At 68.4% G+C, this 19,881-nt stretch carries 17 protein-coding genes; 4 read left to right on the top strand and 13 right to left on the bottom strand.

Translation table 11 applies throughout. The features are described from left to right. Positions 1 to 88: 88 nt before the first annotated feature. From mqnB to F4Y45_13590, 3 genes are read left to right on the top strand one after another with little or no spacing between them, the layout of a single operon-like run. On the top strand, positions 89 to 751 hold the full coding sequence (mqnB, locus tag F4Y45_13580; GenBank protein ID MXY25532.1) for a futalosine hydrolase: 663 nt from the start codon (positions 89 to 91) through the stop codon (positions 749 to 751). Then, positions 733 to 1,608, top strand: coding sequence for a 1,4-dihydroxy-6-naphthoate synthase (locus F4Y45_13585; protein MXY25533.1), 876 nt, complete (start codon positions 733 to 735; stop codon positions 1,606 to 1,608). The genes mqnB and F4Y45_13585 overlap by 19 nt, the downstream gene beginning before the upstream one ends. A gap of 19 nt (positions 1,609 to 1,627) precedes the next feature. Continuing rightward, positions 1,628 to 3,193 (top strand): hypothetical protein, encoded by a 1,566-nt coding sequence (locus F4Y45_13590; GenBank protein MXY25534.1) that lies wholly within the window; start codon positions 1,628 to 1,630, stop codon positions 3,191 to 3,193. A 39-nt stretch (positions 3,194 to 3,232) separates the two neighbouring features. Here the strand turns inward: F4Y45_13590 and F4Y45_13595 are convergent, their stop codons facing one another. The 11 genes from F4Y45_13595 to F4Y45_13645 all read right to left on the bottom strand — a co-directional run bounded on the left by F4Y45_13595 (position 3,233) and on the right by F4Y45_13645 (position 17,382). Next, positions 3,233 to 3,607, bottom strand: coding sequence for a monovalent cation/H(+) antiporter subunit G (locus F4Y45_13595; GenBank protein MXY25535.1), 375 nt, complete (start codon positions 3,605 to 3,607; stop codon positions 3,233 to 3,235). A gap of 1 nt (position 3,608) precedes the next feature. Further along, positions 3,609 to 3,941 carry a pH regulation protein F gene (locus tag F4Y45_13600; GenBank protein ID MXY25536.1) on the bottom strand — a complete coding sequence of 111 codons (333 nt, stop codon included), beginning with the start codon at positions 3,939 to 3,941 and terminating at the stop codon, positions 3,609 to 3,611. Positions 3,942 to 3,949: 8 nt separating this feature from the next. Further along, positions 3,950 to 4,423 carry a sodium:proton antiporter gene (locus F4Y45_13605; protein ID MXY25537.1) on the bottom strand — a complete coding sequence of 158 codons (474 nt, stop codon included), beginning with the start codon at positions 4,421 to 4,423 and terminating at the stop codon, positions 3,950 to 3,952. Further along, positions 4,420 to 5,958: a Na+/H+ antiporter subunit D gene (locus tag F4Y45_13610; GenBank protein MXY25538.1), complete on the bottom strand. Its 1,539-nt coding sequence runs from the start codon at positions 5,956 to 5,958 to the stop codon at positions 4,420 to 4,422. Before F4Y45_13610 ends, F4Y45_13605 begins: the two co-directional genes overlap by 4 nt. Beyond that, positions 5,955 to 6,347 (bottom strand): Na+/H+ antiporter subunit C, encoded by a 393-nt coding sequence (locus F4Y45_13615; protein ID MXY25539.1) that lies wholly within the window; start codon positions 6,345 to 6,347, stop codon positions 5,955 to 5,957. The genes F4Y45_13610 and F4Y45_13615 overlap by 4 nt, the downstream gene beginning before the upstream one ends. 30 nt (positions 6,348 to 6,377) lie before the next feature. Then, entirely contained in the window at positions 6,378 to 9,101 is a 2,724-nt protein-coding gene (locus F4Y45_13620) for a Na+/H+ antiporter subunit B (protein ID MXY25540.1), read from the bottom strand. Between the two features lie 68 nt (positions 9,102 to 9,169). After that, positions 9,170 to 11,296 carry a PQQ-binding-like beta-propeller repeat protein gene (locus F4Y45_13625; GenBank protein ID MXY25541.1) on the bottom strand — a complete coding sequence of 709 codons (2,127 nt, stop codon included), beginning with the start codon at positions 11,294 to 11,296 and terminating at the stop codon, positions 9,170 to 9,172. Further along, positions 11,032 to 12,417 carry an ankyrin repeat domain-containing protein gene (locus F4Y45_13630; protein MXY25542.1) on the bottom strand — a complete coding sequence of 462 codons (1,386 nt, stop codon included), beginning with the start codon at positions 12,415 to 12,417 and terminating at the stop codon, positions 11,032 to 11,034. The genes F4Y45_13625 and F4Y45_13630 overlap by 265 nt, the downstream gene beginning before the upstream one ends. A gap of 11 nt (positions 12,418 to 12,428) precedes the next feature. Next, positions 12,429 to 13,769, bottom strand: a complete 1,341-nt coding sequence (locus tag F4Y45_13635) for a DUF1552 domain-containing protein (protein MXY25543.1) — start codon at positions 13,767 to 13,769, stop codon at positions 12,429 to 12,431. Between the two features lie 23 nt (positions 13,770 to 13,792). Continuing rightward, the gene (locus F4Y45_13640) at positions 13,793 to 16,309 is read right to left on the bottom strand and encodes a DUF1592 domain-containing protein (protein MXY25544.1); all 2,517 of its coding nucleotides are present in this window, start codon (positions 16,307 to 16,309) and stop codon (positions 13,793 to 13,795) included. Positions 16,310 to 16,374: 65 nt separating this feature from the next. Then, a complete protein-coding gene (locus F4Y45_13645) occupies positions 16,375 to 17,382 on the bottom strand; it encodes a hypothetical protein (protein MXY25545.1) in 1,008 nt (335 codons plus the stop codon). A gap of 200 nt (positions 17,383 to 17,582) precedes the next feature. Between F4Y45_13645 and F4Y45_13650 the strand changes: the two genes are divergently transcribed. After that, a complete protein-coding gene (locus F4Y45_13650; protein MXY25546.1) occupies positions 17,583 to 17,924 on the top strand; it encodes a hypothetical protein in 342 nt (113 codons plus the stop codon). A 48-nt stretch (positions 17,925 to 17,972) separates the two neighbouring features. Here F4Y45_13650 and F4Y45_13655 read toward each other — a convergent pair whose 3' ends face one another. Beyond that, on the bottom strand, positions 17,973 to 19,178 hold the full coding sequence (locus F4Y45_13655; protein MXY25547.1) for a hypothetical protein: 1,206 nt from the start codon (positions 19,176 to 19,178) through the stop codon (positions 17,973 to 17,975). Beyond that, positions 19,175 to 19,879 carry an ABC transporter ATP-binding protein gene (locus tag F4Y45_13660; protein ID MXY25548.1) on the bottom strand — a complete coding sequence of 235 codons (705 nt, stop codon included), beginning with the start codon at positions 19,877 to 19,879 and terminating at the stop codon, positions 19,175 to 19,177. The genes F4Y45_13655 and F4Y45_13660 overlap by 4 nt, the downstream gene beginning before the upstream one ends. Between the last annotated feature and the right edge of the window lie 2 nt (positions 19,880 to 19,881).

The raw sequence follows: 19,881 nt of genomic DNA on the forward strand, positions 1-19,881 counted from the left end.
ATTCGACGGGGGCGGGCAGCACACTTCGGAGCCGCGCCGGCACGTCTCTCACCCAGCGCACGTTGTAGGATGGCAGTACGTCAAGCTGATGGCCGTTCCGCACACCCTGGTGCTGGTCCCGACCGAGATCGAGCGCCGTCACCTCACCCGGCACCGGGGCTTCGGGGTGGATGCGCCGTGCGAGTTGTGCGGCTTCGGGCCGGTGGCGGCGGCGGCGCGAGCCCGGAACGCCATCGCCGCCCACGAGCCGGAGCGCGTCATCCTCGTCGGCATCGCCGGTACGTTCGATCCCGGCGGGCTCCCGGTCGGCACCGCCGCCGTGTTTCCGTCGGTCCTGATGCACGGAGTCGGCGTCGGCGTGGCCTCGTTCGTGCCGGCCGCGTCCCTCGGGTACCTCCACTGGCCTCGAAGCGAGGGCTCGGAGGCCGACGCGCCGGAAGCCCTCGCTCTCGCACGCCCCGTCCCCCCCGCGGCCGGTGCGCTTCTAACCGTGTGCACCGCCTCGGCCACGGAAGCCGAGGCCCGGGAGCGCCGGACGGTGTTCCCCGGCGTAGTGGCCGAGGATATGGAGGGCTTCGCGGTGGCCCTGGCCTGCCGGCTCGCCGGGGTTCCCCTTGCCATCGTGCGCGGCATCTCGAACGCGGTCGGTGACCGACGGTTCGAGCACTGGCAGATGCCGGAAGCGCTCGATGCCGCCCAACTCGTGGCGGCGGACCTGCTGCGACGGCCCAGTTGGAGCCGCGCGGCGTGACGCCGATTCACCTCGGCATCTCCACCTGCCCGAACGATACGTTCGCCTTCCACGGCATTCTGGAACGGCAGGTGGACCTGCAGGGACTCGACTTCCGCATCGAGCTGCTCGACGTCGAAGAGCTGAACCGGAGGCTGTTCGCGGGCGACTTCGACGTCGCGAAGGCGAGCTTTCATGCCGCTCTCTTCCTGCGCGACACGCTCGGCGTGCTGCCGGTCGGCTCGGCTCTCGGCTTCGGCGTGGGCCCCCTGCTGCTCGCGGCGCGTCCCGGCGCCCATCCCCGCGACCGCGTGCCGCAACCGGGCGGCGCCTCGCGATCCGCCCGCGTGCTCTGCCCGGGCGCCCACACCACCGCCACGTTGCTCTACCAGCTCTTTCACGCCGGTGAGGGCGCGGTGGAGCAGGTGGTGTTTTCGGACATCATGCCCGCGCTCGAGGGCGGTGACGCCGACTTCGGCGTCTGTATCCACGAGGGCCGCTTCACCTGGCGCGCGCACGGCCTCGCGCTCGTCGAGGACCTCGGCGCCGTCTGGGAAGAGGCCACGGCGGCGCCACTCCCCCTCGGCGGCATCCTCGCGCGGCACACCCTCGGGGCCGAGACGATCGACGCCGTGAGCGCCGTCATCCGCGACTCGCTGGCACACGGCCGGGCCCATCGCGCCGAGACCGTTCCGACCATGCGCCGCTATGCCCAGGAACTCACCGACGACGTGATGTTCCAGCACGTCGATCTGTACGTGAACGACTGGACCACCGACCTCGGCGACACGGGACGGGCGGCGCTGGAAACCCTGGACCGCCAGGCCCGGGCGGCGGGCGTCGCCGCATCCGGCGGGCGGCCGCTCCGCGTGTACTGAGACCTCAACCCCTATCGCCATGGACACCGTTGCGGTCGGCGTCATTGTTCTCTACCTGGTCGCCGCCACCGCGGCCGGTAGCCTGATGGCGCGCCGCACGACGACATCCACCGGCTGGGCGGTGGCCGGTGGCGGGATGTCGACGGTGCTGGTGGCGGTGGGCATTGCCGGAACCCGCATCGGCGGGGCCGGGACCTATGGCGTGGCCGGCGACGTCATCAGCGGCGGGGTCTGGAACCTGTGGTGGTACGGCATCAGCACGTTCCTGGCCCTCTCCCTCGTGGGGCTCTTCTTCGCCGTCTACTACCGCCGGCTGCGCCTGCAGACGGTCGGCGAGATCTTCACCCTCCGCTGGGGAAACCGCCGCTGCCAGTGGCTGACGAGCCTCTGCGTGCAAACCGAGTACCTCATCGTCAACCTGATCGAGGCGTACGTCATCGGCGTCATCGTCAGCACGCTGACGCCGCTTTCGATGTTCTCCGGCGTGCTGGTTTCGGCCGCCATCTTCGCCACCTACGTCTCGCTGGGAGGGCTCTGGGGAACCGCGATCACCAACCTCATCCACTGCGCGGTGGTCCTGGTCGGTCTGACGGCGGTCGGCCTGCTGGGCATCGACCAGCTCGGCGGCTGGAGCGGCGTGACGGAGGCTCTCGCCGGGCACCTGACGGCGGCGTCGCGCGACGTGGAGGCCTGGTGGGGATTCACCGGCGCCGGCTGGCTGCCGGTGTTCGCCATGATCTTCTCGGCCGCCATACACACCCCGGCCGCGTCGGTCTACACGAACTACGCGGCGGCGGCCCGCAACGAGCGGCAAATCGCTCCGGCTTTCGTGGCCGCCGGGATCATTGCGGCGCTGATGCCGATCCTGGCCGGGCTCATCGCGATCCTGACGACGGCGCGCTACGGGCTCGACACCGGGCTCACGGGCTACCGCAATCTGACCACGCTGGCCTCGGAAATCAGTCCGGTGGTGGGCGGCGTAGCGCTGGCCGCAGTGCTCGCCGCGGTCATCTCTTCCGGCGGACCGATCCTGCTGTCGAGCGCCACGATGTTCGTCCGCGACTGGCTGCCGTTCACTCGCCGCTACGACTCGGCCCGCCGGCTCCGGGCCTACCAGGCCACCACCGTCGCCTACGCCATCGTGGCCGCCCTGGCCGCGTGGGTCGTCGCCACCCGGACCACCATCTCGATTCTCGACCTCCTGCTGTTCGGCTTCGCAATGGTAGTACCGCCGGCCATTGCCGTCGGCTACCTCATCTACTGGCGACGGACGACCGAGCGTGGCGCGTACTGGGGGATGGCGACGGGCTACGGAGCGGGACTCCTCTGGTTCGCGCTCATCAAGGTGGCCCTAGCGGCCGGCTTCAGCGCGCCGGCGGACGCCTCCGCCCTGTACCGTCTGCTCGTCTACTGCCTGACCGTGGACGGCGAGGGCATCGACCCGTCGTACGTCACGACCTTCATCCCACTGGTCGTAGTTCCGCTCGTATCGCGGCTGACAACCGACACATCCGGCGACCGCGAGCGGTTCTACGCCATGCTCGCAGGCGAGAAACCACCGGCTTCATCGCAGTCGAGGTCTTAGCCCTCGGCAAGGCCGATCCGCGGGCGCACATACGGTCGATCAGCTGGTCGCGCCGGCGCCGTTGGTCGGGCCCTCACGGTTTCGGCCGTACTTCCCCTTCCACTCGTCGATCTGCGTCCTGTCCGACAGAGGGACATTCAGCCGGTACGCCGCGCGCGCAATCGCATGGGCGGCAACCGGAGCCGTCACCAGCAGAAAGACGATCGTCAGGCCGGCGATTGCGGTCTCGGCCGTATTCCGGAAGTAGAAGGCCGCTGCGCCGAACACCAGGCCAACCCCCAACGTGCCTGCCTTCGTGGAGGCGTGCATGCGAATGAGCACGTCCGGCAGCCGCAGGATGCCGAGTCCGGCGACGAAGAGGAAGAAGCCTCCGGCCAGAAGGCACGCGGCGACGATCAGGTCCCACCAGGGGATGTCACCGGCCACCGGGTTCCTCCACCCCTTCGCTGGTGCTCTGACGCGATTGAGTAGCTCGGTCGTGCTGCTCGGCGTACCAGGCGAAGGCGACCGTCGCCAGAAAGGCCACCAGCGCCAGCGCCAAGGCGATGTCGAGAAAGTCCGGCTCGCTGTAAGTGATCGCCAGGAGGCCCGCGATGGCGACCGCCAGCACCGTGATGAGGTCAATCGATACGACGCGATCCGGCAGGCTCGGCCCCTTTACAAGCCGCACAAACGAGAAGATCAGTCCCAGCACGGTCAGGACCGTCGTGACGTCGATCGCCCATCTGACGATCTGCGAGTGCTCCACGAGGTCCGTCACTGCATGGCCTCCCGGACCAGGCGTTCGAAACCCGTCTTGATCCTCCTGCGCGTCTCGTCCGGATCGTCGACGAACATCTCGTGCACGTAGAGCGTCTTCCCGTCAGGGCTTACGTCGAGGCTCAGCGACCCGGGCGTCAATGAGATGAGATTCGCCAGCACCGTGATCTGTATCGGCTCCTCTATGTCCAGCGGCACGGCGATGATGCCCGGGCTAGATCCGTGCGAGGGCGTGATCACGTCCCAGGCGACCTGGAAGCTCGAGACCGTGAGCTCATACAGGAAATAGGCTCCCAGACGGGCCGCCAGCAGCACGCGCTTGAAGTAGGCGGTCTGCCCGAGCATGGGGCTCGACAGGCTCAAGGCCGCGAACGCCAGGAGAAAGCCCCAGAGGAAAGTCCCCAGGTCGAAGGTTCCGAACAACGCGCACCAGCCGCCGGCGAGCAGCAGGTTCATCTGGAAGAGCTTCATTCCGCGCCGTCTCCGTAACCGCGCGCGGTTTCCGCGACACCGCCCCGGTCGAGCACGGCCTCGACGTAGATCGACGGGTCCATCAGCTCGGTGGCGGCGCGTTCCGCCAGCACGTAGAGAGGCCGGGCGTAGAGACCGATTACGAGGGTGATGGTCGCCAGGGTCGCAATGGGAGCCAGCAGCAGCCACCGCCGCCGGGGCGGGAACGAGGGCATCGGCCCGGCCTCGTCCGGGCGAGCCTTCCAGAAGGCGTTGAGCCAGATCTTGGTCATCGAAAAGACCGTCAGCAAACCCACGACCAGCGCCACTCCCGCGAGGATGAATTCATCGCTCTCGACCGAGGCCCGGATTAGCAGCAGTTTCGCCCAGAAGCCGGATAGCGGCGGGAAGCCGGCCAGCGAGAACGCCGGTACGAAGAACAGCGTCGCGAGCAGCGGCCTGTCGCGGTAGAGCCCTCCGAGCGTCTTGAGGTCGGTGGATCCGGCCAGCCGATTCACGGCGCCCGAAACGAAGAAAAGGTTCGCCTTCACGATGATGTGGTGGATGACGTAAAAGATGCCGCCCAGCAACCCGAGCGTTGTGAAGAGCGCGAGGCCCAGGATCATGTAGCCGATCTGGCTGATGATGTGGAACGACAGAATGCGTCTCAACTCGTTCTGCGAGGCGGCTCCAAGGACACCGGTGACCATGGTCAGGCCTGCCACCCAGAGCAGCAGCTCATGCGTGTACCCCACGTCGTCCCGGAAGATCAGCGTGAAGAACCGCATCAGGGCGTAGACGCCCACCTTCGTCAGCAGGCCGGAGAAAACGGCTGAAACCGCGGTCTGCGGCGTGTGATAGCTGGCCGGAAGCCAGAAGAAGAGCGGGAATACCGCCGACTTCAGGCCGAACGCGATGATGAACACCATGGCGACCAGGGTGAGCAACCCCTGGTTCTCGACCTCCTGCACGCGCAGGTGCAGGTCCGCCATGTTGAGCGTGCCCGTCAACCCGTACAGCAGGCCGATGCCGCTGAGCAGCAGTGTGGTCGCGATCAGGCTCAAGGCCGCGTAGCGCACGGCGCCGTCCAGTTGCGCCGGCGTTCCGCCCAGTACCAGCAGGGCCAGCGAGGCGATGAGCATGATCTCGAACCAGACGTAGAGATTGAAGATGTCTCCCGCCAGGAACGCGCCGCACACGCCGGCCAGCAGGGCATGCAGCAAGGGATGCAGAGCATGGGAGAGTCGGCCGGGGCGGACGTCTCCGAAGGCGTAGATGACGGTGGCCAGCCCGATCAGGGCGGTGACCGCGACCATCGCCGCGCTCAGGTGGTCCGCGACCAGGGTGATGCCGTAGGGGGCCGGCCACCCGCCGATCTGGACCGAAACGATACCGTCGCGCCACACCGTCGACAGCAGGCCCGCAGCCGCCCCCGACAGGCCGATGGCGCCGGCCAGGCTCACGGCTCTCTGCATCCTCTCGCTGCCGCGGCCCGCGAAGCCGACTACGGCAGCGGCCAACGGAATCACGATCGGACAGATCAGCAGCCAGTTCAATCTGCCGCCCTCTGCCCCGCATCTGCCCCGGCGTCCGCCGAGGAAGGTTCCGCGGCCCGCATGTGGTCGGTGTCCACGGTTTCCAGCTCCTGATAGGTCCGGAAGGCGAGCACCAGGGCGAACGTGAGCAAACTGAAGGAGATCACGATCGCGGTCAGAATCAACGCCTGGGGCACGGGGTTCGAGATGTCGGTGAGGGGCGCGGATTCTCCCGGCGCAATCAGCGGCGGCCTGGCCCGGGTCATGCCCCCGCTGGCGAAGATCACCAGGTTGGCGGCATGGGAAAGCAGCGCCAGCCCGAAGATGAAGCGCACGAAGTTACGGCTGAGCATCAGGTAGACGGTTGCCGCCATCAGGACGCCGACCAACACCGCGATGACTGGTTCCATCAGTGATACTCCTGCCGCCCGCGAACCCTGCTACTGCTCCTTGATGCCGAGGACGAAGGTCAGGACGACCCCGATGACGACGAGGTACACGCCGACGTCGAAGATCAGCGGCGTGCCGATCGGCAGCCCCGCCAGCTCTCCCCACTGGCCGGTCAGGAACGGGACACCCTCCCGGATGGATCCGACGAAGCCCGAAGCGATTGCCACGGCCAGACCGACGGCGCCGACGGCGCGGGGGTCCGCGCGCAGAATGCTGCGAGCCGCCTGCGGGCCGCAGACGAAAGCGTACAGGCTGAACGCAATGGAGGCGACCAGACCCCCGACGAAACCGCCGCCGGGCTGGTCGTGGCCGCGCAGCAGCAGGAATACCGAGAACACGAGAATCAACGGGACCAGCCGGCGGGCGGTTTCCCGCAGGATCATGGTGTTCATGATGCCGCCGTGCCACGTCTCGGCGCGCGCTACCGCTCCCCGCGGGCTCGGAGGCGGAACGCCCTCCCGTCGCCGGGCGCCCGGCAGCAGGAGGGCGAAGACCGCCGCGCCGGCGATCGCGAGCACCGTAATCTCCCCCAGGGTGTCGATGGCGCGGAAATCGACCAGGATCACGTTGACGATGTTCCTTCCGTGACCGCCAGGCACGGACGTGCGCTCAAAGTACTCCCTGAGATCCGGCTGGGGAGGGGACCCGGTCACGGCCAGCAGGACCAGCGTGACGCTGACCCCGACCGTGACGGCGACGATGCCGTTGCGCAATCGCGCGGGTCTCGAGGGCCAGATCTCGTTGCTGAAGTCCGGAAGCTTGAGCAGGACGATGGCGACGATCACGGTGACGAGCGTCTCCACGATCAACTGCGTCATCGCAACGTCCTCCGCGCCGAAGGTGAGGAAGATCAGCGCCGTGGCGACCCCCACCACGCCCAGGGCGCAGATCCCGAGCAGACGGGACCTGGAGCGGATGATCACGACCGACGCCGCAGCTGCCACGGCGGCGAGCGACCAATCGAGAAACGTCGCTTCCGCCAGCCGCACGGGCCAGGGGAATACGTTCTTGATCCAGAGCGTTGCGGCCAGACTGAGGCCCAGCGTGGCGAACACGATCAGCAGGTAGTGCCGCTGGACGCCGGACTGCAGCCAGCGGGTCTGCCAGGCCGCTACGGCCGCGATGCTGTTCATGGCCGTGTCGTACGCGCGGTCGGCACTGAACGGCATCAGTCTCCTGCAACTAGCGAGCGCTTGCGTGACCGCGCCTCGCTTCCAGAATCCGAGAGCCGCCGCGGCCAGTGTCACCAGGGTCAGCGCAAGGGCCTCGCCCGTGCTGTGCCAGGGAGCCTGGTCGACAGGCAGGGGCTGTCCGGTCACTGTCGTTGCGGCGGGCACGAGCAGGCTCATGAACGGGAACTCCGGCGCCAGCCCCCAGTAGATTCCGACCGCACCGAGCACGACCGGCCCGGACCAGAGCGCCCAGTGGCCTTCCTGCCCCGGCTTGCCGTAGTCGGGGCGGGGTCCGAAGAACGGCCTGATCGCAAGGATCAGCGCGACGGTCGCGATCGGCGCGGCGGCGAAGAACACGGCCGACGACACATAGGCGGCGGCGTTGGGCGCGAAGCCGACGGTGTACAGGAGTTCCTTGCCGATGAATCCGACCGAGGGCGGCACGCCGGCCATCGAAACGGACGCGGCCACCGCGGCGGCGAACGTGACGGGCATGGCCGTCCTCAGACCCCCGAGCTGCGTCAGGTCGCGGGTGCCGGTTGCCTTCTCGATGGTCCCGGCGACCATGAACAGGGCCGCCTTGTACAGGGCGTGCGCGACCAGGAATGCGAGGGCCGCCAGGACTCCGCGCGACGGCTCGCCCGGCCCCGCGACGGGCGGCGATCCAAGGAACATCACGCACACGCCGAGCGCCATGACCGTGGTGTAGGCCAGCACCTGCTTCAAGTCGGACTTGCCCAGCGACACGAACGCCGTATAGACCGCCGTTACCGCTCCCACGGCGGTCAGCGTCTCCATCCAGAGCTCGGTTCCACCCAGGAGAGGAGTCAGGCGGGCCAGCAGGAACACGCCGGCCTTGACCATCGTCGCCGAGTGCAGGTACGCCGAGACCGGCGTCGGGGCCGCCATCGCGTTCGGCAGCCAGAAGTGAAACGGGAATTGCGCCGACTTGGTGAACGCGCCGAGCAGAACCAGGACCACCACCGCCGTGTAGTGCGGGTGGTCTGCAAAGTTCATCTGGCCGGCCAGCATCTCTCGCAGGCTGAAGGTGCCGACCGCCTGGCCCAGGACGACGAAGCCGGCCAGCATCGCCAGGGCGCCCGCGCCGGTTACGAGCAGCCCTTGAAGCGCGGAGCGCCTGGCCGTGGCGTTCTCATGCGAGTAGCCGATGAGCAGGAACGAGGTGATGGTGGTGAGTTCCCAGAAGACGAACAGCGCGATGAGGTTGTCGGCCAGCACCAGGCCGAGCATCGCCAGCATGAAACTGACGAGGAAAAGGGTGAACCGGCCGCGCTGCGGATAGCCCACCATGTACTCGCCGGCGAAGAGGAAAATGAACGCGCCGATCCCCGTGATCAGCAAGGCGAACAGCAGACTCAGGCCATCGACGACGAAGTCGAGATCGATGCCCTGTTGCGGCAGCCACGCCGTCTCCCAGACGAGGACCTCGCCGCCGGAGACGGCTGGAATCATCGTGCAGAACCACACGAACAGCGCGACGGGCAGGGCGACTGCCAGACGCACGTATAGCGGGTTCGTCACACTCGATTCCCGGAACGGCGGTAGCGTTGGTCGAACAATCGCAGGTGAGCTTCTCTTAGCGTTGGTTGTTAGGGCAGGGCGAAGACAAACAGCGTATTGCTGCCAGTCGACGTGGTCAACTCAGGGGTGATCCGGAGGAAGCTGGTTCCCTGCGTGATGCCGCCCGCCGCGATGGCGACGTACTGGCGGCCGTTCACGCTGTAGCTCATCGGGCGGCCGCTGACCGGGCCGTTCAGGATGGTCTGCCACAGAATGTCGCCCGTCTCGGCGTTGAAGGCGCGGAAGCGGCGAACGGTGTCGCCGGAGAAAAGCAGGTTGCCGCCAGTCGCGAGGACGGATCCATAGATGGGCGCGCGCTGCTGGTAGCGCCATAGCGTCTTGCCGGTCGATGCCGAGATCGCCTCCAGCCAGCCGACCGGCGCGGTTTCGGGATCGAGATCGGGATGGTGGCGTACGACGGCGCGGACGTCGTAGCCATCGCTCGGGCCCGCCTCCTCCACGGACATCGACAGGTCCATGCACGCGTTGTTCATCGGCATGTACATCGCGTCGGTAACAGGGCTATAGGCGCCGGACGGCTGATTCTTGCCGCCGAGCAGGTGCGGGCAGGCAAGCACCGGATCGGTGACCGACCAGGGGGTCGTGCTCTCGTCGATGATCGGCCGGCCGGTCCGGACGTCGAGTCCGGTCATGATGTTCTGGTAGACGGTCGGCCGCGCCCAGAGAAACTCGCCGGTTGCCGCGTCGAGGGTCCAGACGAGGCCGGTCTTTCCGGGAATGCCGGTGATCACCTTGCGGCGCTCGCCCGGCGCCAAATCGGGGTTGATCCACGGCACCTCGGCGGGATCCGGCGAGACTTCGGTCTCGACGATCAGCCGCTCGAAGACGTGGTCCAGATCCCAGTTGTCGCGCGGCAGGTGCTGGAAGTACCAGACCAACTCGCCGGTCTGCGGATCGAGAGCAAGCGTCGAGTTCGTATAGAGCAGGTCCGCCTTGCCCGATCCGCGGAGCGGCTCCGGCAGCGGCGACGGCGGCCCGGTTCCCCAGTAGATGAGTCCCAGTTCCGGGTCGTAGCTGCCCTGCAGCCAGGCGGACGTGTGGCGCCGGGCCGAGAGCGCGAGGCCGCCCCAGGTGTCGCCCCCCGGCTGATCCGGGGTCGCCGCCGTGTTCACGCGCCAGCGCTCTTCTCCCGTCTCGGGATCGTGCCCGGTGATGAAACAGCCGCCCGGGCGCGGACTCGACGGGTTGCAGCGCGAGCCGGTGACCAACATGCCGTCGACGATGATCGGGCCGGTCGTCTGCGCCACCTGCTCGCGCCAGTCGGCCCGCTGTGATTCCCAGACGAGCGCGCCGGTCCGCGCGTCCAGCGCCACGAGGTAGGCGTCGTTCGTGGCGACGTAGATCTTGTCGTCGTAGAGGGAGACGTTGCGGTAGCGGGCGCGCGTGCCGGTGGTGTTCCACGGCTCGTCCGGCGTGAACCGGCGGTACTCCCAGAGCAGGTCGCCTGTCGTGGCGTCGACCGCCTCCACGCGATCCTCCACATGCGGGAAGAACATCACGCCGTTGTAGACAATCGGCTCTACTTCCTGGTAGCCCTCGGTCATCGAGCGCGACCAGACCAGTTGCAGGCCGCCGACCGTGTCCGAATCGATCTGATCGAGCGGGCTGTAACCCCAGAGGCCGTAGCCGCCCCGGAAAGTGAGCCAGTTCTCCGGGCGCGGATCGCGCAACATGGCATCCGTCACGGGCACGAAGTCGCGGAGCAGCGGGGGGATGGGCGCCGGCGTGTCGCTGGACGATTGCTGGGCTCGCGGAGCAGCCGCCCCGAAGCCGAGCGCGGCCAGCACAACGGCGGCCCCGCAGGCAGCCAGGGCGGGGCGAGGGTGTCTGTTCCGCATGCCGTCTTCTCCGCCGGCGCCGTCCCGGGGGTCTATCGTGGGGCGGGCTCGTCCGCGCCCTGCTCCACGAGGTAGTGGACGACCGACTCGAACTGCAGCTCCTCCGCCACATCGAGCGCGGTCCGGCCGTTCGGATCGGCGGCATGTACGTCGGCGCCCAGCTCGACGGCCAGCTTGACCGCGGCGAGCGTGCGCGATTCCGGCGTGCCGTCGTCGGTGTAGGGCACCCACGGCCGGACCCGGCCGCCGCCCATGCCGAGCGCCGCCATAAGCGCCGTCGTCCGATCCGTGCGCCATTGCATGGACCCGTCGGCGACGTACTCCACTTCCAGCACGAACCGGGGATCCGCACCGTGCTCCGCCAGCAGTTGCATCAGTTCCGCGCGAGCGAAGCGGGCGGCGAGCCAGAACGGGGTCGCGCCGATGAAGCTGGGCGGAAAGTGCAAGTCGCGCGACGCCCGGCGCGTCGGTGTCCAGGTCTCGAGGCGGACGTCCGGATCGGCGCCCGCTTCCAGCAGCGCCCGCGTCGCCCGCACGTCGTTCCGCATCGCCGATTCGTGCAGCGCCGCGAAGCCGGCCGCCGCGGCGCCAGGATCCGCCCCGCGCTCGAGCAGGAATGCCAGCAGCTCGTTGTGCCCGCCGTGCGCGGCCAGGGTTACCGCGCTCACCCCCCACGCGTCGGCGTCGTCCACGTCGGCCCCGGCGTCCACCAGGAGACGAGCCGACTCCAGGTCGCCGGCCCGCACCGCGAACAGCAGCGCCGTGTTGCCGCCGTGCGGAATCTCCTTGTTGTTGCGGCTGTGCGGCGGCACGCCCATCCACTGCGACCAGACGTCGGAGACGGCGTGGAGATCGGCGCCATGCGCGATCAGGGTCTCGACGACGGCCGGATGTCGTTGCGCGGCCGCCCACATGAGCGCTGTCTGGCCGCGGGTCCCTCGCCGTTCCAGGTCGGCGCCGGCCCCGGCGAGCCGATCGACGACGTCCGCGGCGCCCGCGCGGGCAGCCACCATCACCGGAGTCTCGCCCGCGAGCAACGCAAGGTTGGGGTCGGCGCCCGCCGCCAGCAGCAGATCGGTCACTCGGGGGTTGCGATTCTCCCCCGCCGCCCAGAGCGGCGTCGCGCCCAGATCGTTCGCGCCGTTCGGATCCGCCCCCGCCTCGAGCAACAGTTGCGCGGCGTCGTAGCTGTCGGAATGAACGGCCCAGAGCAGCGCGGTCGATCCATCTGCCTCCGCCGCGTCGGCGTCCACCCCCGCCTGAAGCAACGTACCGACCGCGCCGGCGTCGCCCTGCTTCGCCGCGGCAATCAGGGCCGCGGCGTCGGAACGGGCCGCATCGTCGTTCGGCTGGGCGGACGCAGGACCGGCGGAAACGCACGCGACGACGGCCGCGATCCACCCCGCGCGGATCCGCATCGCGCCGCTCCCTACAGATCGGCCAGCGTGTCGAGCGGCAGTTTGCCGGTGCTGCCCCCGATTCGGTCGACCGGGACATCCATCTTGTCCATCAGCGTCACCAGCAGGTTCGCCAGCGACGGCTCCTTGGCGTAACGAATGTGGCGACCGGTCGGCAGGCGCCCGGCGCCGCCGCCGACCAGCATGATCGGCAGGTTGTCGCCTGCGTGGCGCGTGCTGTTGGAGATGCCCGACCCGTACATGATGGTCACGTGGTCGAGCAGCGACCCGTCGCCGTCCGGGGTCGCCCGCAGCTTCGCGAGATATTTCGAGAGCAACTCCGTGTGGTACCGGTTGATCTTCGACATGTGTTCGATGATCTCCGGCACGTTGTTGTGGTGCGAGAGCGGATGGTGCGCCTCCGGCACGCCAATCTGCGGATACGGGCGCGCACTCTGCTCCTTGCCGATCATGAACGAGACGACCCGGGTCAGATCGGACTGGAACGCGAGGAGTTGCAAGTCGAGCATCAGCTCCAGGTGGTCCTCGAAAACCGGCGGCGCTCCCTGCGGCTGCCGTATTTCGGGCAGTTCCAGGTCGCTCTGCTCCTCCGCGCGCTGGATCCGCCGCTCGACGTCGCGGACTGATTCCGTGTAGTCGTCCAGCTTGGTGCGGTCCGAGGCGCCCAGCTCGCGCTTCAGATCGGCCAGCTTCCCGTTCACGGCGTCGAGCAGGCTCTTGTGCTGCCGCAGCCGCGCGGCGCGCGCCTCGCGGTCGGTGCTGCCGCTGTCGCCGAACAGCGTCTCGAACACCGCGCGCGGGTTCCATTCCATCGGCAGCGGCTGCGTCGGGCTGCGCCATGAAAGCGTGTGCGTGTAGACGCAACTCAGGTTGCCGGTGCAGGCGCCCGCGTTGTTCGGCCGGTCCATCGCCACCTCGAGTGAGGCGACCTGCGTCTCCCTGGCGTAGTGCCGGGCAAGCAGCTGATCCATCGAGACGTCGGCGATGATCTCCGTTTCGTTCGTACCGCCACGGGTCGTCCCCGTCAGGAACGACCCGGACGCCCCGGCGTGGATGTAGTTCCAGTTGGCGTGCAGGCCGGACAGCACGATCATCTGGTCGCGGTAAGGTGCGAGAGGCTCCAGGATCGGCGTGAGCCGGAATCCGGTCCCCTCCTCCGCCGGGGTCCAGTACTCCATCGCCATGCCGTTCGGGACGTAGAACGCCTGGAAACGGTGCGGCGCCTTCGTGGCCGCGCGCGCGGCGCGCGAGACGGCGGTGGGAGCCATCGCGTCGAGGAACGGCAGCGCGAGCGTCGCGCCGAGCCCCCGAAGCACGGTCCGCCGCGGCAACGACTTCTGGATCAGGGTCATGGTTGACTCTCCGCTGGGAGCTCCTAGTTTACCGCGTCCGTCGAGACCGCCGAAGGGAGCCCGCGCATCCTGAACTGCGGGCTCCGGACGATCCCCGACACGATCGCCGACCAACGATACTCCGACTCCGCCGCCTCCCGCACGATCGCACGCACGGCCGGCCGATCGTAGTATTCCAGGCGCCGGCCCATTGCGTAGGACAACAGCTTCTCGGTCACCGTCAGCGGGAAACGATCCGGCTCGTCGAGCAGCAGCGCGCGGAGGCCGGCGAGGCCAGCTACGGGATCGCCGCCCGCCGTCATTCCCGTCGCGTCGATCGGCAGCCCCTGCTCGTCCGTCGTGCGCCAGCCGCCAATCACGTCGAAGTGCTCCAGGGCAAACCCGAGCGGATCGATCACCGAATGGCAACTCGCGCAGACCGGGTTTCGCCGGTGCTCCGCCAGGCGTTCCCGGATCGATGCCGGAGCCGCGCCCGGTTCGTCCTCCAGGTCGGTGTCCACGCCGGGCGGCGGCGGCGGCACCGGCGTTCCGAAGATGTTGTCGACGAGCCACTTCCCGCGCAGCACGGGCGACGTGCGGTCGGGGTACGACGTTGTCGCGAGTAGCGCGCCGGCCGCCAGCAGCCCGCCCCGCCGTTCCGGGTCGGTCAGCGCGACGCGACGGAACCGGTTGCCGTAGATGCCCGGAATCCCGTAGTGCAGGGCCAGACGCTCGTTCACGAACGTGTAGTCGGCGTCCAGCAGGTCCGTGACGCTTCGATCCTCGACGATCGTGCTCGCCACGAACCGCTCCACCTCTTCCCGGAATGCCTCGAGCAGCGTCTCGTCGTAGTGCGGGTACTGAACCGGGTCGACCACCACCTCGCCCACGCGCCGCAGATTGAGCCACTGCGCCGCGAAGTCGTCGACCAGCGCCTCGACGGCGCGTGGGTCGTTCAGCATCCGGCGCACCTGCTGGTCGAGCACGGCCGGATCGGACAGGCGCCCCGCCTCGGCCAGCTCCAGCAGCATGTCGTCCGGCAGGCTGCTCCAGAGGAAGAACGACAGCCGTGACGCCAGATCCAGGTCCGACAGGGCGTAGGCGGTCCCGCCATCGGCGGAGTCGACCGGATCGCGGTAAACGCGCAGCAGGAACTCCGGATCGATCAGCACCCGTTCGAGGGCGAACTGCACACCGTGCCTGAAGCTCTCCCCTTCGGTCCGTCCCTCGTCGAAGAAAACGAGCAGGGACTCGATGTCGGCGTCGGTCACCGGGCGCCGGAAGGCACGGCGGGCGATGGGGCGAAGGATCTCCGCCGCGCAGGCACGCTCCTCGGTCTCCAGCGCCGGCTGACAGACGAAGATAGCGCGGCGGCTGGGAGTATCCGACGCCTCCCCCGTCGTCTCGTAGGGACCGCCGATCTCGACCGCGGCGACTGCCGCATAGCCCATGTAGATCTGGTCGTTCGTCAGCACGCGGCCCCGCTGCAGCGGCTGCGGGATTCCCTCCGGTTCCCACAGTTGCCGGACGAACGACACGCCGACGGTATGCGGCCCGGCCGTCACCGGCATCCGGACTTCCAGGTGGGCATCACCGTCGCGCTGCATGAACGCTTCCCATTCGGGGTCGGCGGCAAAGCCCGGTTCGCCATCGCCAGCGTAACTCGCCGCGGCCGGCTGCCCCGGTACGTTACCTCCCACCGTGAAGCGCTGAACGAGCCGGCCGTCGAGGCGGACATCCAGCCACTGCGGCCAGCCCATCCCCATCAGGTAGTCCTGGTACTGCCGCCGCAGATCGATCCGCACGGCGTACTCGCCGTCGACCGGGAAGTGGTACTCGATCGCCCGGCCGCCGCGCGATCCGAGCGGCAGGTCATTCCCCTGACGACCGTCCTGCACAATGTGAAGCGAGATTTCAAACGTTTCCGAACCCGGCGTTACCGGCGGCAGACCGACCGCCAGGCGGGTCACCTGCCGCGCCACCGAGAGATACCGCTCGATGTGCGCGGTGGTCAGGCCGAGGACGTCGGCGAAATTGTCGAAGCTGCCATCGGCTGTCTCATCGCCCGGCAGAAGCGATTCGACATCGACGTCGAGCGCGAAGAGATCGCGAATCGCGTTGCGGTACTCCGTCCGATTCAAACGGTGGACGGCGCCGACCCGGCCCGGATTGGGGTCGGCCGTCCAGGCGCGGTCCAGTTCGGATTCCAGCCAGCCCGCCACCGTCCGGTAGGTCGGCCGGTCCGGGCGCGGCCGGCCCGGAGGAGGCATCGATCCGGCCCGTAGCCGCAACGCGACCTTCTCCCAGACTTCGGCGTTCGCCGCGACATCGTGCGGGTCCAGCTCGTCGAGGGCGAGCTCCGCGGTCCGGAGGCGGCCGTTGTGGCACGCGACACAGTAGCGGCGGAAGAGCCGCTGCGCCTCATCGGCATCCGCCCCGGCCGGTCCCGCGTTCTGGAGCGCCGGGGCCGGTTCCGCCGCCCGTCCAGTGCCGGACGCCGCCGCCACGACGGCGATGCCAACCGCCGCGGCGGCGATCCAGGCGCCCGCGGTGCTTTGCATGGACAGCTTCCCGGTGTCCGCGTCTTGTCCGGTCGTTCCCCGTTCCCGGCCCGTTTGCTACGCGCCTACTGCCCGCCGGTCTCCGCCGCCTCGCGGTCCTCGGCGCGTCCGGCGCTCAGGCTGTTCTCAAGGCCGTAGTTGCCTTCGTGGCACGCGTACTCGTAAAGCTGGTACGACTCGTCGCGGTTGAGCGGCATCGCCACCTTCCAGGTGTCCGTGTAGATGGCCGGATCGCTTACCGTCACCTCGTACTCGATGGTGTCCTGATCCACGAACGTGAACCGCTCCTCGATGCGCAGATCCTCGGTCTGCGGCAGGCCGCGCGCGCCGCGCGTCGCGATGTTCGTCGCGACCGTGCTTTGCGAGTTGTAATTGCCGACCTCGACCACCAGCGTGTTGCCTTCCCAGCGGCCTCGCGACTCGCCGTTCCACAAACGGATCTTCCCGGAGATGCCCGGCCGTCCGTCGATCGGGATGATCCGCGCCTCGTGGATCATCTCGTAGAGGATGACGACGAAGCCGGGCGACTGCATGATGCGGTAGCCGGCGCCGTAGCCGGGCGGGAAGATGCCGCCGGGTACGCCGCGCGTGATGCACCGCTCCCACGGCGTGTGGTTCATGTAGGAGTCGGTCAGGTGGTTCAGGTTGTAGTCCCGCGTGGCGCGCGCATGGTCGCGGACCGGGATCCGCCCGCTCGGCGGGTCCACAACCATCGAAGTGCGGCGCGCGTTGCGCGGTGCGCTGCTCGGGCCGTCTCCCCAGGGGCCCTGCGGCGGACGGCGGCGATCTTCCTCCGTTTCGGGAGCCGCCGGCGCGCGCTGGGGCTGATTCGCGCCACCGAACCAGGCGGCAAGCGGGGCCAGCCGCTCGATATCGATGTCATCCGGCGCCTCGAACGGCGTCGGATCGAAGTTCGTCCAGACTCCCTGGATGTCGGGCTGGCCGTCGGACGTGCGGGGCGGCGTCCAGTCGGAGCCGTTGCCCGACTGCGCCAGCGCGACGCCCGGCAGCGCAACAGCGAACGCTAGTGCAACTGCGGCCGTAAACGTGGGGGCGTGAATTCGGTGCCGCATCTGTCCCTCCCTCATCAAGCGGGCCGGCGCGCGGACACACCACCGCCGACTGCAACAGGTCATGATCGCCCGGACGCCCGCCAAAGGCAAGTACCAAGTAGCCAGGAAGCGCCACCTCCCTACATCCGGCGCCGTGGCGCCGGGACGTTGCCGCGAAAACGGCACGCTTCTTGCTCTACTTTGCGTTCCAATGCGGCGTTGTGAGTGAACGCGCGCCGACCTATACTGCGGAGGTAACGGTGGACGTGAAGACCGTTGAAGAAAGACTGAGTGTCGTCGAGCACAAGGTGGTGGAGAACGCGAACCGGATCGACGGGCTGCGCGAAGCGATCGCCGAACTGGGGGACCGCATGGACCATCGGTTCGACGCGATGGAACAGCGTTTCGATCGTCGATGCGAGTCGATGGAGCAGCGTTTCGACCGTCGATGCGAGTCGATGGAGCAGCGTTTCGACCGTCGATTCCTCTGGTTGACCGGCACGCTTGCCGCCACGATGCTTGCCGTCGTGAGCGTCCTCTCGGCCGCCTTGCTCGGCGGTTGACGTTCGAAGCCCCCTGCGACAGCAAGTCCTGAAGCGCCCTGAGAGTTCCTAGAAGAACCAGGTGAGTGACAGGTAGCCGGTCACCCCCACGAGTCCGTATTCGGATGCAAGCAACTGATCTTCCGGGGCGTCGGTGGCCCCGCGGCCGACGTAGACGCCGCCGGCGAACGTGGTGTTGTTGCTGGCGGAGTACGAGAAGCCGGGCGCGATGATGACGCTCCGGTCGTTCAGGTTCCAGAGGGCCAGACCGGAGAGGCTCAGCAGCGGGTGGGCCTCCCAGGTGAGTGTCATCGCCATCTCGTCGCGACCGAAGACCTGATACTCCCCGCGCGCGAACTCATCCGACTCGAAAATCGGCTCGAACCGGTCCGGCGTGGCGGCGGCGCGGCCGTCCCGCTGGTATTCCATGACGATGCCCAGATTCCGCCCCGACACTACCCAGTTGCGGTCGATGCCCAGCGTGCCCCGACCCACCACCGTACCGTCGTAGTCGCGCACGACGCCCTCCGCCCGCACCGCCCACGCGCCGAGGCCGCCGGCCAGCCCCACGGCGCCCGCCAAGTCGCCGTACAACGTGCCTCCCCAACCGGACAGCTCCCAGTTGAGCACCGTGGTGAGCCCGCGCGCCAGGAGGGTGACTTCCTCGCCCGCAAGCGTCCGGGTGGGCCGGAACACCACGTCTATCTCGCTGAGCGGCCCCGGGTACATCCGCAGGCGTGCCGCATCTACCCCGCCTCGGAAGACGCGGAACGGATCGGTCGGGCTGAACGGAACGAAGGGATCGGCCGGCGTCAGAAACAGCGTCGTGCCCCAGGAGACGGCCTGGCGCCCGACGCTCAGCTCCACCGTGCTGCTCGGACTCCATGACACGTTGAGGCGATCGAACCGGTGCAGCCAATGGACCCGCTCGGTCGGGTCGCCTGTGACGGTCCTCTGGAGATCGAACCACTCCCCGCCGCCGGGCACTCCCGACAGACCACCCAATCCCAGGCTGGCTTCCCCCGCGGACTGACGGAACGTGGCGGCGTGTTCGTAGGCCACCTCCAGGTCGAAGGGGCCCACCGAGGGCTCCACCGTCAGGCGTAACCGGTTGAAGTTGCTGACGGCAGCGTCCGCGAGGATTGTCGAACTGCTGAAGAGCGGGACGGTCTGAAGGTAGCCGGAAAGCCAGTTCGTCTGCGCGTCAGCCGGGCCGGGCGACACCGTGAGCGCGACGACGGTCAGGGCCGCGGCCCGCACCGGTCGCACGATCACGTTCGGGTCTCGTCCGAGGCGATCTGCCCGTCCACCATCCGGACCAGACGCCGTGACCGCTCCATGACGTGATCGTCATGTGTCGCGAATACGAACGTCACGCCCAGTTCGCGGTTCAGCTCGGCCATCATGTCGAGGAGCGCCTCGCTCGAATGCGAGTCGAGATTCGCCGTCGGCTCGTCCGCCAGCACGAGCGCCGGCTTGCCCGCCACCGCTCGGACCACGGCAACCCGCTGCTGCTGGCCGCCCGAGAGCTTGCCGGGTCGCCGGTCCTCCAGGCCCTCCAGCCCGGTCCGGGTGAACAGCTCGCGCACCCTCGCATGGCGCTGTTCGGCGTCGATGCCCTGCAACAGCATGGGGAACTCGGCGTTCTCAAGGGCCGTAAGCACCGGCAGCAGGTTGTAGGCCTGAAAGATGAAGCCGACCTGTTCGAGCCGCAGCCGCGCGAGTTGCTGGTTCGACATTCCGCCTATGTCCTGCCCCGCCACCCAGACCTGGCCCCTGCTCGGCCGGGTCAGGCCGCCGATCAGGTTGAGCAGCGTCGTCTTCCCCGAGCCGGACGGCCCGGCCAGCGCCGTGAACTCTCCCCGCTCCACGCGCAGGTCTACACCCCGAACCGCCTGCACCTCTTCCGCTTCCTGGGTGAAGATCTTCCAGACCCCCTCGGTCCGGACGGCGGTGTTGTTGTCGGTGTCAGTCATGG

The organism is Acidobacteriota bacterium (genome assembly GCA_009838525.1).
Classification (GTDB): Bacteria; Acidobacteriota; Vicinamibacteria; order Vicinamibacterales; family UBA8438; genus VXRJ01.

Coding starts and splice junctions, on each gene's coding strand:
- F4Y45_13645 (MXY25545.1), bottom strand. CDS start 17,382: ATGCGGCACCGAATTCACGCCCCCACGTTTACGGCCGCAGTTGCACTA.
- F4Y45_13615 (MXY25539.1), bottom strand. CDS start 6,347: ATGGAACCAGTCATCGCGGTGTTGGTCGGCGTCCTGATGGCGGCAACC.
- F4Y45_13635 (MXY25543.1), bottom strand. CDS start 13,769: ATGACCCTGATCCAGAAGTCGTTGCCGCGGCGGACCGTGCTTCGGGGG.
- F4Y45_13630 (MXY25542.1), bottom strand. CDS start 12,417: ATGCGGATCCGCGCGGGGTGGATCGCGGCCGTCGTCGCGTGCGTTTCC.
- F4Y45_13590 (MXY25534.1), top strand. CDS start 1,628: ATGGACACCGTTGCGGTCGGCGTCATTGTTCTCTACCTGGTCGCCGCC.
- F4Y45_13640 (MXY25544.1), bottom strand. CDS start 16,309: ATGCAAAGCACCGCGGGCGCCTGGATCGCCGCCGCGGCGGTTGGCATC.
- F4Y45_13605 (MXY25537.1), bottom strand. CDS start 4,423: ATGAAGCTCTTCCAGATGAACCTGCTGCTCGCCGGCGGCTGGTGCGCG.
- mqnB (MXY25532.1), top strand. CDS start 89: ATGGCCGTTCCGCACACCCTGGTGCTGGTCCCGACCGAGATCGAGCGC.
- F4Y45_13660 (MXY25548.1), bottom strand. CDS start 19,879: ATGACTGACACCGACAACAACACCGCCGTCCGGACCGAGGGGGTCTGG.
- F4Y45_13625 (MXY25541.1), bottom strand. CDS start 11,296: ATGGCGCACGGATCGGACGACGGCGCTTATGGCGGCGCTCGGCATGGG.